15 protein-coding genes are annotated in these 15,710 nt (G+C 35.9%); 1 reads left to right on the top strand and 14 read right to left on the bottom strand.

All coding sequences use genetic code 11. The annotated features are described in order from the left end of the window. Nucleotides 1-127: 127 nt before the first annotated feature. Complete coding sequence (locus tag ACXVYO_RS21525) at nt 128-856, bottom strand: glycerophosphodiester phosphodiesterase (RefSeq protein ID WP_262740597.1); 729 nt, start codon at nt 854-856, stop codon at nt 128-130. Between the two features lie 50 nt (nt 857-906). Between ACXVYO_RS21525 and ACXVYO_RS21520 the strand changes: the two genes are divergently transcribed. Further along, nucleotides 907-1,053, top strand: a complete 147-nt coding sequence (locus ACXVYO_RS21520) for a YycC family protein (protein WP_001247671.1) — start codon at nt 907-909, stop codon at nt 1,051-1,053. 186 nt (nt 1,054-1,239) lie between these two features. Here the strand turns inward: ACXVYO_RS21520 and ACXVYO_RS21515 are convergent, their stop codons facing one another. From ACXVYO_RS21515 to ACXVYO_RS21455, 13 genes are all read right to left on the bottom strand, one after another. Next, nucleotides 1,240-2,766 carry a hypothetical protein gene (locus ACXVYO_RS21515; RefSeq protein WP_458468428.1) on the bottom strand — a complete coding sequence of 509 codons (1,527 nt, stop codon included), beginning with the start codon at nt 2,764-2,766 and terminating at the stop codon, nt 1,240-1,242. Between the two features lie 291 nt (nt 2,767-3,057). After that, nucleotides 3,058-3,852 carry a sporulation transcription factor Spo0A gene (gene spo0A / locus ACXVYO_RS21510; protein WP_033656399.1) on the bottom strand — a complete coding sequence of 265 codons (795 nt, stop codon included), beginning with the start codon at nt 3,850-3,852 and terminating at the stop codon, nt 3,058-3,060. Nucleotides 3,853-4,139: 287 nt separating this feature from the next. Further along, complete coding sequence (gene spoIVB / locus ACXVYO_RS21505; protein ID WP_458468427.1) at nt 4,140-5,438, bottom strand: SpoIVB peptidase; 1,299 nt, start codon at nt 5,436-5,438, stop codon at nt 4,140-4,142. 118 nt (nt 5,439-5,556) lie between these two features. After that, on the bottom strand, nt 5,557-7,296 hold the full coding sequence (gene recN, locus ACXVYO_RS21500) for a DNA repair protein RecN (RefSeq protein WP_073516461.1): 1,740 nt from the start codon (nt 7,294-7,296) through the stop codon (nt 5,557-5,559). 267 nt (nt 7,297-7,563) lie between these two features. Then, nucleotides 7,564-8,013 (bottom strand): arginine repressor ArgR, encoded by a 450-nt coding sequence (gene argR, locus ACXVYO_RS21495; RefSeq protein WP_001032581.1) that lies wholly within the window; start codon nt 8,011-8,013, stop codon nt 7,564-7,566. Nucleotides 8,014-8,155: 142 nt separating this feature from the next. After that, nucleotides 8,156-8,995: a TlyA family RNA methyltransferase gene (locus tag ACXVYO_RS21490; protein WP_061677472.1), complete on the bottom strand. Its 840-nt coding sequence runs from the start codon at nt 8,993-8,995 to the stop codon at nt 8,156-8,158. Between the two features lie 3 nt (nt 8,996-8,998). Further along, a complete protein-coding gene (gene dxs, locus ACXVYO_RS21485; protein ID WP_097818201.1) occupies nt 8,999-10,891 on the bottom strand; it encodes a 1-deoxy-D-xylulose-5-phosphate synthase in 1,893 nt (630 codons plus the stop codon). A 302-nt stretch (nt 10,892-11,193) separates the two neighbouring features. Further along, entirely contained in the window at nt 11,194-12,084 is an 891-nt protein-coding gene (gene ispA / locus ACXVYO_RS21480) for a (2E,6E)-farnesyl diphosphate synthase (RefSeq protein ID WP_073516463.1), read from the bottom strand. Further along, a complete protein-coding gene (gene xseB / locus ACXVYO_RS21475) occupies nt 12,084-12,314 on the bottom strand; it encodes an exodeoxyribonuclease VII small subunit (protein WP_000428423.1) in 231 nt (76 codons plus the stop codon). Before xseB ends, ispA begins: the two co-directional genes overlap by 1 nt. After that, a complete protein-coding gene (xseA, locus tag ACXVYO_RS21470; RefSeq protein WP_458468426.1) occupies nt 12,304-13,662 on the bottom strand; it encodes an exodeoxyribonuclease VII large subunit in 1,359 nt (452 codons plus the stop codon). The genes xseB and xseA overlap by 11 nt, the downstream gene beginning before the upstream one ends. Nucleotides 13,663-13,688: 26 nt before the next feature. Beyond that, complete coding sequence (gene folD, locus ACXVYO_RS21465) at nt 13,689-14,549, bottom strand: bifunctional methylenetetrahydrofolate dehydrogenase/methenyltetrahydrofolate cyclohydrolase FolD (RefSeq protein ID WP_000226732.1); 861 nt, start codon at nt 14,547-14,549, stop codon at nt 13,689-13,691. 23 nt (nt 14,550-14,572) lie between these two features. After that, a complete protein-coding gene (nusB, locus tag ACXVYO_RS21460; RefSeq protein ID WP_000830249.1) occupies nt 14,573-14,965 on the bottom strand; it encodes a N utilization substance protein NusB in 393 nt (130 codons plus the stop codon). Nucleotides 14,966-15,312: 347 nt separating this feature from the next. Continuing rightward, nucleotides 15,313-15,705: an Asp23/Gls24 family envelope stress response protein gene (locus tag ACXVYO_RS21455; protein WP_000807630.1), complete on the bottom strand. Its 393-nt coding sequence runs from the start codon at nt 15,703-15,705 to the stop codon at nt 15,313-15,315. Nucleotides 15,706-15,710 lie beyond the last annotated feature (5 nt).

Raw genomic sequence — 15,710 nt, 5'->3', positions numbered from 1 at the left:
CCAATCGGGCTTTTACTGGCAGCCCGACCCCCAACTAACTTCTTTGCTTTCACTGAATTTTGAGACGAGGGTCTTACTGCCCGCAAATAGCGGGATAAATAAAAAAATGAGACCGCGTGTAACGGTCTCATTTTTTTATTGGCAATAACATTCTTGCCGTTTCAGGGTAATCAGTAATAATCGCCGAAATATTCATATCAAAATATTTTCGCATAAGCGTTTCTTCATTAATTGTATAAGGACGAACCTCTACACCACTCTCCATTGTTAATTCAGCAACGGCATCTTGCAGATAACGATAATTCGGGTGTACTGCTGTAGCACCCATTTTTTTTGCATACGCCCATGGACTATGCAAACCTTCACGATATAAAATCGCTGTTTGAATATCAGGAGCCATCATATGACACTTTTTCATACTGTAGTGATTAAATGAAGAAAATATAACACGATCTTCTAGATTATATTTCCGCACAAGCGTTATAACTTCTTCTTCTAAACCTCTGTATGGGATTTTATTATTTTTAAGTTCAATATTAAGTAGCAACTCTGTTTTTTCAATCCATTCTAACACCTCTTCTAAAAGAGGTATTTTACAAAATCCTACTTTATCACTGAATGTGTAGCTCGCATCTAATTTACATAAATCCTCATATACATAATTTCGAACCGCACCTTTTCCATTTGTTGTCCTGTTCACTGTTTCATCATGAATGACGACAACCTTTCCATCTTTCGTTAATTGAACATCAAGTTCAATTCCATCTGCTCTAAAAGATTCAGCTGCTTCAAATGAAATCATTGTATTTTCGGGGTACGTTCCCGCTGCACCACGATGTGCAAATATAAGAGTCATCCTCACTCCCCCAATCTTATGCTATACTATACGAAAAAGGAGGTACTTCTATGAGACCATTACAAATTTCTCCAGACACTGCAGTCCGCCTATCAAAAGCATTAGGTGTTCCACTCGAACAACTGATGCATATGCCGCAGCACATTTTAATTCAAAAGTTAGTTGAATTAGAAAAACAAAATAAAGACGAAGAATAATACAGTCCTGTTTTGCAGGGCTTTTTATTATTTTCTATTATATCATGGATGCCTTCCCTACTAAAATCCTTTAACAGATATACTATGATTCAATTTAATCGTTTCTTCAAACATTTATAATCAATACATTAAACCCCCTCTTTTAATAAAAGAGGGGGTTCTTACTACTCGTTTCAATTACTCAAATTATGCATTTTTCTTTTCTTTGTTAAAAATCATAAACAATTTATATAATCCTAAAGAAGCTGGAATATTCATAAATGCAAATGCTTCATAAGTATAATGAGGAGCCGTTTCCCATAGTAATAAGAAAGTAAACACCCCTAACGTACTAATCATCGCAATCCGTATAACTTCCGATTCATTTTCATCTTTCTTTTTATAAAGTATAACAGCCGCCAGAACAGCTACATAAACAAATAATTTGATAGCATACGAATATACAGTAACGATTTTATAATTCGTTGTACTATAGTTCGATACGTAATTAGTTATCGTGTCGTTCTTCTGCTCAAACCATTCTCCAATACGGTACATGGAGAACTGACTCGATACCCATTCTCTAGTTATTTTTTCATTTAAATGCCGTACATATCCCATTACGCCAAGTTCATTAAAACGCTGCACTATAACTTTTTTATTATGTTCATCCAAATCCTTTGTATTTTTTATGTTTTCATCATTAATATAATCTGTATCCGCCTGATTCCAAACACCATACGTATCTTTATTCAAACCCATTTGTACCCAATGGGTATATGGAATTTTTTCAATTTCATTATCAGTGCTGAGATTTAACTTTGTCGTTATACCTTTAAAACTTACAATAAGGATTAAACAAAATATAACACTACTTAATACCTTTACGGAATACTCCTTACGAAACTTAAAAATATTTTCAATTAAAATCGCTAACGCTACCGCCAACGCTGTCGGTCTTATAATATAAGTACAAGCTGCGAAAACTCCTAATAAAACCCATAAAATAATCTTCATTCTTTTTGTTTCCGCTGTTTTCAAACATAAATATGTATACATCGTTGCTGAAATAAAAAATATTACTAATGTATGCGTATAGAAAACTGGCGCCTGCCAATATATAAAAATGTTTAGCACAGATAATACAATCGATATGTGAGCAACTTTAAAGTTTGTAATTTTCTTTAAAATCAATACATTTAAAATGATACTACCTGTTATACATACTATTGGTAATATTTTTATTGCTATATCTACACTTCCTACCAATTTAGCAAAATATCCTCCTAATAATACAATATGTGTATTATATGGATAAAATAGAAGCTGTCCCATTTCTAAAAAATGATTATCTCCCTTAAACACAGAGACAATTCCTTCTTTAAGGATGGCATAATCTCCTACAACAGGGTTAAATGCTATGGAAGTAATAATTATTTCCATCGTTAAAATAATTACGATACCTAAAGCAATCATAATACTTGTGTACGTTCTTTTCATTTTATTAATAACCCATTTATAATACATAAAGAAGAGCGCAAATAAAAGCAACGTTGCCCCTATAACAGCACCGACCTTTTTGGGAGTATACTCCTCAGTCGGATAAGGAAATTCACCACTCATCAAAATTGTTTTCGGGATAAAAAATTTACTTACTATCATTGAAAATATAGATAAAAACACCATCATAACAATGATTGGGTAAGCTCGATTCACTATCTTTTTAAAAGTCATTCATCCATTCTCCTATATCTCTTAACTTTTCCCAATCAATGATACGTTATAGAGATTATGATGTCAAACCCACGTATCTCCTGTACATATCCTTATGTTCACTGCATTTTTCTACATAGATTTATATATATCCCTCAAAATCCTTAAATCCAAGGAAATAAAAAGACCAACGAATTCTAAAATTCATTGGTCATTACATAAAAAGTTCATTGGTTTTACATTTAATATCGAGTATAAATTTAAGGAATGATTAAGCTTTACTAAAACTTAAACCTCTTACTACTTTTACTCTCAGCTAGCCTTATGTTCAAGTCTTAGCTTATCCGCAACCATTGCGATGAACTCGGAATTCGTAGGTTTTGCTTTTGACATGGATACTGTATAACCGAATAAGGACGAAATAGAATCAATATTTCCTCGACTCCATGCTACTTCAATTGCGTGACGGATTGCACGCTCGACGCGGCTTGCTGTTGTATTATATTTCTTCGCGATATCTGGATACAATACTTTCGTAATAGATCCCAGTAATTCGATATCATTGTACACCATAGAGATCGCTTCCCTTAAATACATATACCCTTTAATATGAGCAGGCACACCAATTTCATGAATGATACTCGTAATGCTTGCATCTAAGTTTTTCGGCTTTCCATCTATTGTCGTTGCTGAGCGGAAAGATGGAAGTGGACGTTTAATGGTAGCGTTCGCCTTACCGCTAACTTGACGAATATGACTCGTTAAATTCTCCATATCAAATGGTTTTAATATGAAATATGAAGCACCTAAGTCAACTGCTTTTTTCGTCACATCTTCTTGTCCAAATGCTGTCAACATAATTACGCTAGGCTGTCTTAGCCTTTCAATATGTCGCATTTTCTCTAGTACAGCTAAACCATCTAAATGTGGCATAATAATGTCTAAAACAAGTACATCCGGCTGCTTATCATTTAATAAATTTAAACACTCTTGACCATTATAAGCAGTACCGATTACTTCCATATCATCTTGAGCAGCTACATAACTCTCTAGCATTGATACTAATTCTTTATTATCATCCACAAGACATACTTTAATTTTCTCCACAGCTTTTCCTCCCTTACCGAATCGATTCTCCGACATGTGTATCCTTCTAGGCTACATGAATTGTTCGACAATTGTGTGAAAATTCCCTTTTAAAGTTTGTTACTTTCCGATAAAATCACAAAAAAATATGTTTATCGCTCATTTATTCCCTTTCGCAACACATTCCATCATAGAAATACAACGAAACGTTCAACCCTTTTCTTTTATTTTACAACAAAAAACACCTCTTGCGGAGCTTTTACAAAATTTCAACGAATTTTTCAACAGAAAAGCGAGCTAATTATTAATTAGCTCGCTTTTCTTTCTTGTTCATAAATGTTTATTCCAGCCTCATGTAACATCCATTCAATATGAACACCATATCCTGATGTTGGATCATTTACAAATACATGTGTAACAGCACCAATTACTTTTCCATTTTGTACAATTGGACTTCCGCTCATGCCTTGTACAATACCACCCGTTTTCGCTAATAAACGTTTGTCCGTGACTTTTATTACCATGCCTTTTGTAGCCGGAAACTTTTGCGGTACTGTACTAACAACTTCAATATCAAACGCTTCCACTTTATCTTTATCAATAACTGTTAATATTTTTGCTGGTCCCTCTTTTACTTGATGAGATAGTGCAATCGGCATTGCTTTATCCATTACACCATTTGGTATATTTGTATTTAATTTTCCGAATATGCCAAATGGACTATTTATTGTAATATTACCAATCACTTCACGATCTGGTGAGAACCTCGCTAATTTCTCTCCTGGATTCCCATGACTACCTCTTTCAATTGATGTAACCGTCGAACGCATAATTTGTCCATCTTCGACTTGAATCGGCTTTTTCGTATCGTTATCAGAAATGACATGACCAAGTGCCCCATATTTCATAGAATCAGGATGAACAAATGTCATTGTTCCGATTCCGGCTGCCGAATCACGAATATATAAACCAATGCGATAAGACGATTCTCCACTGTCTTTTTGTGGTGTTAACTTAGTGCGGATATGTTTTCCATCTCTTAACAAAACAAGATTAAGCGGTTCACCTGTTTCACCACTATTATGAATAAACGGTGCTACATCACTCATTCTTTCAATTGTTTTACCATTAATTTCAGTAATCATATCTCCAATTTGCACACCAGCTGTCTCACCAGGAGATACTTTCCCTTTTTCAGTTTGAATTAAATGATGGCCTACAACAAGTACCCCTTTTGTATTTAACTTCACACCAATTGATTGTCCGCCTGGAATAACTTTAAAATCTTTCAATACTTTCACATTTACTTTTTTTACTGGAAAACCAGCAAGCTGAAACACCATATCTGCTTCACCATTTTGATGAGAATTTACCATAAGTCCTTGTTTTTGTTCATTTGAACTTACTGTAAACACATGACGATCTGTAGATGAAGCTTTAAAAACTGATAATGACGCTATTTCTGATTGTTGCCCTTCAAAAACAACAAGTTGCTTCGGAGATGAAATAAACGTCCGAAGCGGTTTAAAACACCCAATAAAAACTAAAGAAACAAGGAGACAAATACCTATTATTTTGCGAAATCTTTCTAATTTCAATTTGTTCACTCTCCTCGCTCCTACCCCACATTCAGCCTTTTGGCTTCACTTTTTAATCTCTCCTTGCAGTGCTTTATTTATAACCGGAAGAATTAAGAAATCATTATTTGAGAAAAAAAGCTATCCATTACTGGATAGCCTCTGCTGTCTGTTTAAAATGATGCGCTTGCGTAAGTAATTCTTTCGCATGTTCTGTCGTTAAATCTGTAATTTCCACACCAGAAATCATTCGAGCGATTTCTGTTACTTTATCCTCCATAGTTAAAACGGTAACTGATGTAATTGTTCGATCATTCGCTACTTGTTTCCGAATAAATAAATGCGAATCCGCCATTGAAGCCACTTGAGGTAAGTGCGTAATACAAAGTACTTGCGAGTTTACTGATACTCGATAAATTTTTTCCGCAATAGCCTGTGCAACTCGACCACTTACACCAGTATCCACTTCATCAAAGATAACTGATGCAACACCTTGATGCTTAGAAAAAATGCTTTTTAAAGCTAAAATAATACGAGATAACTCTCCGCCAGAAGCGACCTTTGAAAGTGGTTTTAGCGGCTCACCTGGATTTGTTGAAATATAAAATTCCACATGATCGTAGCCATCCGCCGTAAGTCTTACCGGTGCTCCTTCTACAAGAGGCTCTTCAGCATTTCCTACTCGCTTCATAATTCTTACTTCAAATTTTGTTTTTTCCATATACAATTCTTTTAATTCCTGATGAATGGCATTTGTAAGATGCTCTGCAAGCTCATGACGCATATTACTTAACGACGTTGCTTCTTTCAGAATAACACTTTCTAGTTCCTTTAATTGCTTCTTCGTCGTTTCAATATGAACGTCTTTATTTTCAATCGTAAAAATTTCTTGTTCAATTTTATCTGCATACGCTAAAATCTCTTCTACAGTATTTCCATATTTTCTCTTTAGCATACGAATTTCATTTAAACGCGTTTCAATTTCGTCTAAACGATTCGGATCATATTCCATCATATCGAGCTTTTCTCTAAGTTGATATGCAACTTCTTCTAATAAGTAGTAGCTATTTGCAATTGAATCATGGTTTTCTTGATACACTTCATCTAAATGTGTAATACTCTCCATTTGTCCCATTGCGCTTCGTATATTATCTAATCCTTGTCCGTCAGCGCTTAATGAGCGATATGCATCGCCTAATGCTTTGTAAATTTTTTCGAAATTAGAAATTTGCAATCGTTCTTCAGTTAATTCATTTTCTTCATCCATCTTTAAATCCGCCTTACGGATTTCTTCATGCTGGAATTGAATTAAATCTAAACGATGCGCCATTTGTTGTTCATTTTCACTTAACGATTTTAACTGTTTTTTTAACTTCTCATAGTCAGCGTATACATTTTGATATATACCCAATTGTTTAACAATGCGATCTCCATCAAAATGATCAAGCATAAACATATGACGCTCTTCATTCATTAAATCTTGTGTTTCGTGCTGCCCATGAATATCAACAAGTGTTTTTCCAATTTCCTTTAATATACTAAGGGTAACCAGTTTCCCATTTACACGACATACACTTTTTCCGTTTGCAGCGATATCACGCTTCAAAATAATCATGCCGTCTTCTATTTCTATATCCAATTCTTCTGCCTTTTCAATACATGGATGCTTATCATCTTCTACATAAAATAGCCCTTCTATCTCAGCTTTTTCTGTTCCGTATCGAACAAATTCCGCTGAACCACGGCCACCTACAAGTAAACTAATCGCATCAATAATAATCGATTTTCCGGCCCCTGTTTCACCACTTAAAACCGTTAACCCTTTTTGAAAAGAAATATTTAATGCCTCAATAATAGCAAAGTTTCTAATCGATAATTCCGATAACAATGCCCCATTCACCTCGTTATAAACTAATCCCCTATTAAGGGCTTTTCTCAGTTCTTCATTCAAATAGTCATACTATATGTTTGTATGTATAAATTACTTTTCTAACCGCTCCATTGTACCAAACATTTGTTTTACGGGTCAATCCACCTATTTTCTAATTTTATTCAAAGAAAATATTATATTACAATTAAGAATTCACATTTTTAACCAATAAAAATATCCTGTTCACTTTCCACTTTACAGAGGAAAGCAAACAAGATTTTTTTGTTACAACATATTTAAGAAACGATCAGAGACAACACCTGTATCTTCAGGTGTACGGCAAATAATTAAGCAAGTATCATCACCACAGATGGTTCCGATGATCTCATCCCACTCTAAATGATCAATAAGTGCTCCAAGTGAATGAGCGTTACCAGGCAATGTTTTTAGCACAAGCATATGTCCTGCCGTGTCTAATTTTACAAATGAATCCACTAGATTACGTTTTAATTTTTGTAACGGGTTAAATCGTTGATCTGCTGGCAAGCTATATTTATAGCGACCATCATGTAATGGCACTTTCACCAAGTGCAGTTCTTTAATATCGCGCGATACTGTTGCTTGTGTTACATTAAATCCCTCATTACGTAAAATATCAACTAATTCATCTTGTGTTTCAATTTCTTTGTTCGCAATAATTTCCCTGATTTTAATATGGCGCTGACCTTTATTCATACATTTGCACCTCACACTATCTCTTACCATAGTTTAAACATTGGTATACTTCACTTATTTATGTTAACTTATAATTCGTTGCTTGTACACAATTGTTTTTACAATCATTATACAATTACAACAAAAAGAGGAACAACATATGTTATTCCCCTTTTCCTTTTTGTTTTAGGACATCATGCGCCTCTGTAACTACTTGCTCAACAGAAACTGGAGAATGATTTTCGCCATTCTCGCGTTCACCATGCCATTTCAGATGAATTAAAAATTCGATATTACCATCCCCGCCCGTAATTGGTGAGAATGTTAAACCTTCTACGTCGTATCCTTCTTTTATAGCAAAGTCGACAATCATTTCCACGACAGCCTCATGTACTTTTCGATCACGAACGATACCTTTTTTCCCAACTTGCTCTCTTCCAGCTTCAAACTGTGGTTTAATTAACGCCGCTACATCCCCATTAGGCATAAGCATTGTTTTTAAAACCGGCAGTATAAGCTTTAATGATATAAATGAAACATCGATACTAGCAAATTGCGGTAAACCACGGTCTAAGTCTGCTGGTGTCACGTAACGGAAGTTTGTCCGTTCCATTACGACAACACGCTCATCTTGACGCAATTTCCACGCAAGTTGATTGTATCCTACATCTAATGCATAAGATAATTTCGCTCCGTTTTGAAGCGCACAATCGGTAAAGCCACCAGTTGATGAACCAATATCTATCATAACTTTATCTTGTAAATCCAGATGAAATGTCTCTAATGCCTTTTCAAGTTTATAACCACCACGGCTTACATACGGCATAACTTGTCCCTTCACCGTAATCTCCGTATCTTGTGGAATCTTCTCTCCTGGCTTATCAAGTCTCATCTCATTCGCATATACAAGTCCGGCCATAACGGCGCGTTTTGCTTTCTCACGTGTTTCTATAAGTCCTCGCTCTACTAATAGTACATCTACTCTTTCTTTTTTTGCACTCATTTGTTACGCCCTTTTTTGTTTTGATGGAATCATTGTATGAATACGGTCTACAACAGCATCTGTCGTTAAACCAATTTCTTCTAATAATTTTGTTACACTACCGTGCTCTATGAAACGGTCTGGAATACCCATTCGTTCAATTAACGCACTATGGTACCCGCTCTCAGACGCAAATTCAACTACTCCCGTTCCAAAACCACCAATTAAGCAAGCTTCTTCAATTGTTAAAATCGGTATATTTTTCCCTAAGAGATCATGTAAATATGCTTCATCCATCGGTTTAATAAAGCGAGCGTTCACTACTTTCACTGAAACTCCAGCCTTTTCAAGACGCTCAGCTGCTTCCATTGCCATTGGTATTGTCGTACCAAATGTTAAAATAGCCGCTTGTGTACCTTCTTTTAACGTTTCCCAAGTACCAATTGGAATCGCCTTTAATTCTTCATCCATATGAACACCAAGTCCATTACCGCGCGCATAACGTAATGCGATTGGTCCATCTTCATATTGCATCGCCGTATATACTAAATGTTGCCCTTCATTTTCATCTTTCGGCATCATAAGTACCATATTCGGCAAATGACGTAAGAATGAAATGTCAAACACACCTTGATGCGTTTCACCATCTGCTCCTACTAAACCAGAACGATCGATTCCGATGAAGACATTTAAATTTTGACGGCATATATCATGAACAACTTGGTCATATGCTCTTTGTAAGAATGTTGAATAAATCGCTAAGAATGGTTTCATACCTTGCGTTGCCATACCCGCTGCCATTGTTGTAGCATGCTGTTCTGCAATACCTACATCAATCATACGATCCGGGAATTCTTTTTGGAATTTCTCCAGTTTCGATCCAACAGGCATTGCAGGTGTAATCGCAACGATACGCTCATCCGTTCTCGCTAGCTTAAGTACTGTATCACTAACAACAGCACTCCATGCTGGTGCAACTTCTTTCGGTTTAACGAAGTCACCTGATTCAATTTTATAAGGTCCTGTTCCATGCCAAGTTCCAATAACATCACTCTCAGCTGGTTTATAACCTTTTCCTTTTTTCGTAATAACATGAACAAGCACTGGGCCTTTTGTTTTCTTTGCATATTGCAACGTTTCGAATAACTTTTCATAATCGTGCCCATCAACTGGACCTAAATATGTAAAGCCTAATTCTTCGAAAAAGACACCGGATACTAGTAAATATTTAAGACTATCTTTTATTTTCTCTGCTGTCGCAGCAACTTTCCCACCAACTGCTGGGATTTTCTTTAATATATACTCTAGTTCATCTTTTACCCAATGGTATTTCCCTGCGGTACGTAGACGTCCAAGCACATTATGAAGCGCACCAACGTTTGGTGCAATTGACATTTCATTATCATTCAAAATAACAATCATGTCTGTTTTTTCATGTCCAATATGGTTCAATGCCTCTAAAGCCATTCCGCCTGTTAGAGCACCATCTCCAATGATTGGTATAACATATTCTTTCGTTTTCTTTAAATCACGTGCTAGAGCCATTCCCATTGCAGCAGATAATGATGTCGAGCTATGGCCAGTTTCCCATACATCGTGCTCACTCTCGCAACGTTTTGGGAAACCACATAGACCTTGATATTGCCTTAATGTACCGAATTCCTTTGCACGTCCTGTTAAAATTTTATGTACATAGGATTGATGTCCTACGTCCCATAAAAATTTATCTTTCGGACTATCAAATAATTTATGCAGAGCAATTGTGAGTTCTACTACACCTAAATTAGGTGCAATATGTCCACCTGTTTGAGAGAGCTCTTCAATTAAAAATTTACGAATATCCTCACTCAATCCCTCTAGTTCACCGATAGACATATCTTTCAAAAAACTAGGGTTTTGAATTTGCGTTAGATCCACATGGATCACTCACTTTCATTTCATAATCTGTCAACATGTCAAATATTATAAAAAACATTTACACAAAACAAGAAATTATCTTTTTTTATTTTCCACCTTGTCCCGCTATTAACCAGTCTATTGCGCCCTAATCCTATTATAAACCATATTTCTTTAGGCGATGAAAAAAATAGCCGCTAACACGAAGTGATAACGGCAATGTAATCTACATATATTTTTGCCAATAACAAGAAAAGAAAAACCTTTTCCTACATTTATATCATAAAATGATGAATGACTCAACAAATGGAAACGCTGTTATATTAGTTATTACGTTTTGCAATCAAATCGCAAATAGATAGTAAATATTCATCTTGTAATTGCAAGGAACCAATAGCATCTTTTGCTTTTGCAATTGTATCTTCTAAAATATCCTTTGCTCTATCTACAGTAAATAACGTCGTATATGTGCTCTTTTCGTTGGAAACATCACTACCAATCGGTTTTCCAATCTCTTCTTCGGTTCCTTCCACATCTAGAATATCATCTCGAATTTGAAACGCTAGGCCGATATATTTCGCAAACGCAAGTAATTTTTCTTCTTGTTCTTCTGTGGCATCAGAAAGTATCGATCCGGCAAGTACAGCGAATTCAAGTAGTTTCCCAGTCTTATGCTTATGAATATACTCCAACTCATCAATCGTAAGCTGTTTCCCTTCAGCTTCCATATCTGCCACTTGTCCACCAACCATTCCTTCTGGTCCTGCCGCTTTTGCTAGCTCAAGTACAAGTCTTACTTTTTTTTCAGCAGAGATTTCCTTTTGTTCATATGCCATAATAACTTGAAAAGCATACGTCAACAAACCATCGCCTGCTAAAACTGCCATCGCTTCACCAAATACTTTATGATTTGTGGGCTTCCCTCTTCTTAAATCATCATCATCCATACAAGGTAAATCATCATGAACTAACGAGTATGTATGTATCATTTCAAGAGCGCAAGCTGCACCTACTCCAAGATTTCTTTCTTTACCAAACGCTTGTAATGTCGCAAATAAAAGTAACGGGCGGAGACGCTTTCCACCCGCTTCCAAAGAATATGCCATCGCTTCACGAAGTACATTTGGACATTGTAATTCATTTGCATAGCTTACAAGCTTCTCTTCTACGAAAGTTTTACTTTCTTTCAAAAAAGTATCAAAAGCAATAGTCACTATGCTTCATCTCCTAAAGCAGTAAACGGTTCAAGCTCTCCATCTTCCCCAAGAATAACTGCCATTTGTTCTTGTACGTTCTTCAACTTCTCATCACAAAGCTTAGATAATTCCATACCCTCTTTAAAATAAGAAATTGCTTCTTCCAAAGGTACGTCACCTTGCTCTAGCTTAGAAACGAGATGCTCAAGTTGCGAAATTGCCTCTTCAAAGCTTAATTTATTTTCCATTATTCAATTCACGCTCCTCTATGCCTGATACGCTACAATCTAGTATTCCATCTTGTAATTGAACTGAAACAGCATCTCCAAGGCTGACATCTTTCACACTTTTTAACACTTGCTTCTCTTCATCATATACAAGCCCGTACCCTCTCATCATTACTTTGAGCGGACTTAACGCTTCAAGTTTTTGAGCAGCTCTTACAAAGGCAAATTCTTTCGTTTGAAGTAATGTTTGCATTTCACGTTGCAATTGCTTTTGCAATGTTTCAACCGCTACCTTTGTTTGCATAATTTTTTGAGCTGGGTGGTGCTTCTCTAAATAAAATGAAAGCTGTTTTAACTGATTTACCTTTTTATCAATATAGCGCTCTTTCGCTAAAACAAGCTGTTCTAACGCTCTATCTAATTGCTCTTCTTTTTGCTCATATACTTGTCTTGGATAACGGAACGCATAAGATTTTTGCAATACTTGTAGTTTTTCTTCTTTTTTATGTACTAAATCTCTCATTGCTCTTTGCAATCTTAGAGTTCTTTGTAATACCTTTTCTTGTAACTCTATAATGTTAGGCGCTGCCAGCTCAGCTGCTGCAGTCGGTGTTGGCGCACGTAAATCCGCAACAAAATCCGCAATTGTAAAGTCCGTTTCATGACCTACTGCCGAAATAATAGGGATCTCACTCTTAAAGATTGCCCTTGCAACCACTTCTTCATTAAACGCCCATAATTCCTCAATAGAGCCTCCCCCTCGCCCAACGATTAGGACATCTATCTCTCCCATTTCATTCGCTGTACGAATCGCTTGTACAATTGAGGGAGCTGCTGACTCCCCCTGTACAAGTACCGGAAACACAATAATATTTCCGATTGGATAACGACGTTTAATCGTTGTTATAATATCACGAATCGCAGCTCCTGTTGGCGACGTAATCACACCTATTGTTTTAGCATAAGGAGGAATTGTTTTTTTATAAACTTGAGAAAACAAACCTTCTTCCTCTAAACGAACCTTTAATTGTTCGTAAGCTAAATGCAGGTTTCCGATTCCGTCCGGCTGCATGTCTTGAATATAAATTTGATAAGAACCGCTCGCCTCGTAAACGGAGATTTTCCCTTTCACAAGTACCTTCATCCCATTTTCAGGTCTGAATTTAATATTACGATTATGACCCGCAAACATAACCGCTGCGATTCTTGCATTTTCATCTTTCAATGTAAAATACATATGACCACGACTATGATTTTTAAAATTGGAAATTTCACCTTTTAACCAAACAGACTGCAAATGCGGATCATATTCTATTTTTGTTTTTATATAGCGTGTTAACGCTGTAACGGTTAAATATTGTTTCTCCATTTCTCTCTCCTCATAGCCGACTCAAATTATTTACAAACGACACCTGCACGTTTAGCAGATTCAACAGTATTATGAAGAAGCATTGTGATCGTCATTGGACCAACACCCTTTGGCACAGGTGTAATGTAACCTGCAACATCTAACACGTTGTCAAAATCAACATCGCCACAAAGTTTGCCTGTTTCTAAACGGTTTACACCAACATCGATTACAACCGCTCCTTCTTTAATATAATCAGCTGTTATCATCTTAGGTCGTCCAACTGCTACGATTAAAATATCAGCTAACTTCGATAACTCTTTCATATTTTGCGTCTTAGAATGACAGTATGTGACAGTTGCATTTTCATTTAAGAACAATTGTCCCACTGGCTTGCCGACAATATTACTTCTTCCAATTACTACAACATGTTTTCCTGAAATATCAAGATTTGTTTCTTTTACTAATTCTACAATACCGTGCGGTGTACATGGAAGGAATGTATCTTGTCCCGTCATCATACGTCCCACGCTGATTGGGTGAAATCCATCTACATCTTTTTCTGGTGAAATTCTTTCAATGATAGCTTTTTCTTCAATATGTTTTGGTAAAGGTAATTGCACTAATATGCCATTAATGCGGTCATCGCCATTTAAGCGATCGATTTCAGCAAGCAAACGCTCCTCAGTAATTGTTTCAGGAAGTTCAATTAGCTCTGAATAGATTCCTACTTGTTCACAGCCCTTTTCTTTTCCTTTTACATAAGAACGAGATGCTGGATCTTCTCCAACTAGAATAACTGCTAATCCTGGTACAATCCCTTGCTCTTTCAACTTCACAACTTCTTCTGTTAATTGTGCTCGTTTTTTCTCCGCAACTTCATTTCCTTTGATGATTACTGCTACCATTTTAAGATTCCCCCTTAAAGAAATTACAGTGTATCTTTTATATTAGATAAAACGCCGTTAATAAAACGACGAGATTCCTCATCCCCAAATGTTTTAGCAATTTCAATCGCTTCGTTAATTGTTACGTTGTGTGGAATTTCTTCCATGTATTTCATTTCATACACAGCTACACGTAAAATACTGCGATCGACAATACTAATACGCTCCAGCTTCCATTTTTTTAAGTTTTGACGAATCGCTTCATCAATTACTTCTTTATTTTCTACAAAGCCTACTACAAGTGATTCTAGAAATTCATTTGTTTCTTCACCTTCATCTAGCGTGTTTTCCACAGCTACTTTCGGTTCTAATTCACCTGTAATATCCATTTGATATAATGCTTGCATCGCTCTTTCTCTAGCCGTCCTACGTTTCATTGTAACTCTCCTTTATGCTTCAAGTCTTTCCTTATGCTTTGTTATATTATTATAATTTATAAGCCGTCAATTCACTTACTCTTACAGTTTTCATTGATTTTCCAACCTTATAATACAATGATAATAACACAATTTATCGTTTCACACACGGGTTACAAGGCTGAAAAATAATAAAAAGATTAACTTCAAGTTCCATATCTTATCACAATGTACGTTTTTTGGAAAAACGAAACATTTCCTTTTTGATTTCTTATTTTTTGAAATAGTATAATAATTAGAGGGTTTTAATTTGTGAAGAAATGAAACGATAAAAAAGGTGCCTATGTTACTAGGCACCTTTTTCATTCTTACACTGGTTCGATTTCTGTTTTTTGTGTTTCGAATGTTACGCCAACGATGTGAACATTCACTTCTTTTGGCTCAAGCCCTGTCATTGTAAAGAGTGCCTGGCGAATGTTGTCTTGAATCTTTTGTGCAACAACCGGAATTGCTACACCAAAATACATCACAACATAAAGGTCAACGATAATATCTTCGTTTGCTAATTCAACCTTTACACCTTTACCATGATTTTTCTTACCTAACTTCTCAACAACATCTGTAGCAAAATTACCACGCATTGCCGCTACACCTTCTACCTCAGCAGCTGCAATACCTGCGATTACTTCAATTACTTCTGGTGCAATTTCTACTTTACCAAGAGTTGTATCTTGACCCATATCTAACATATGTTCAGCCATGAAAA

It is taken from the genome of Bacillus sp. BC08 (assembly GCF_054326875.1).
The sequence above is the reverse complement of the archived record's forward strand: the minus strand, read 5'-3'. Positions and strand labels throughout refer to the sequence as shown.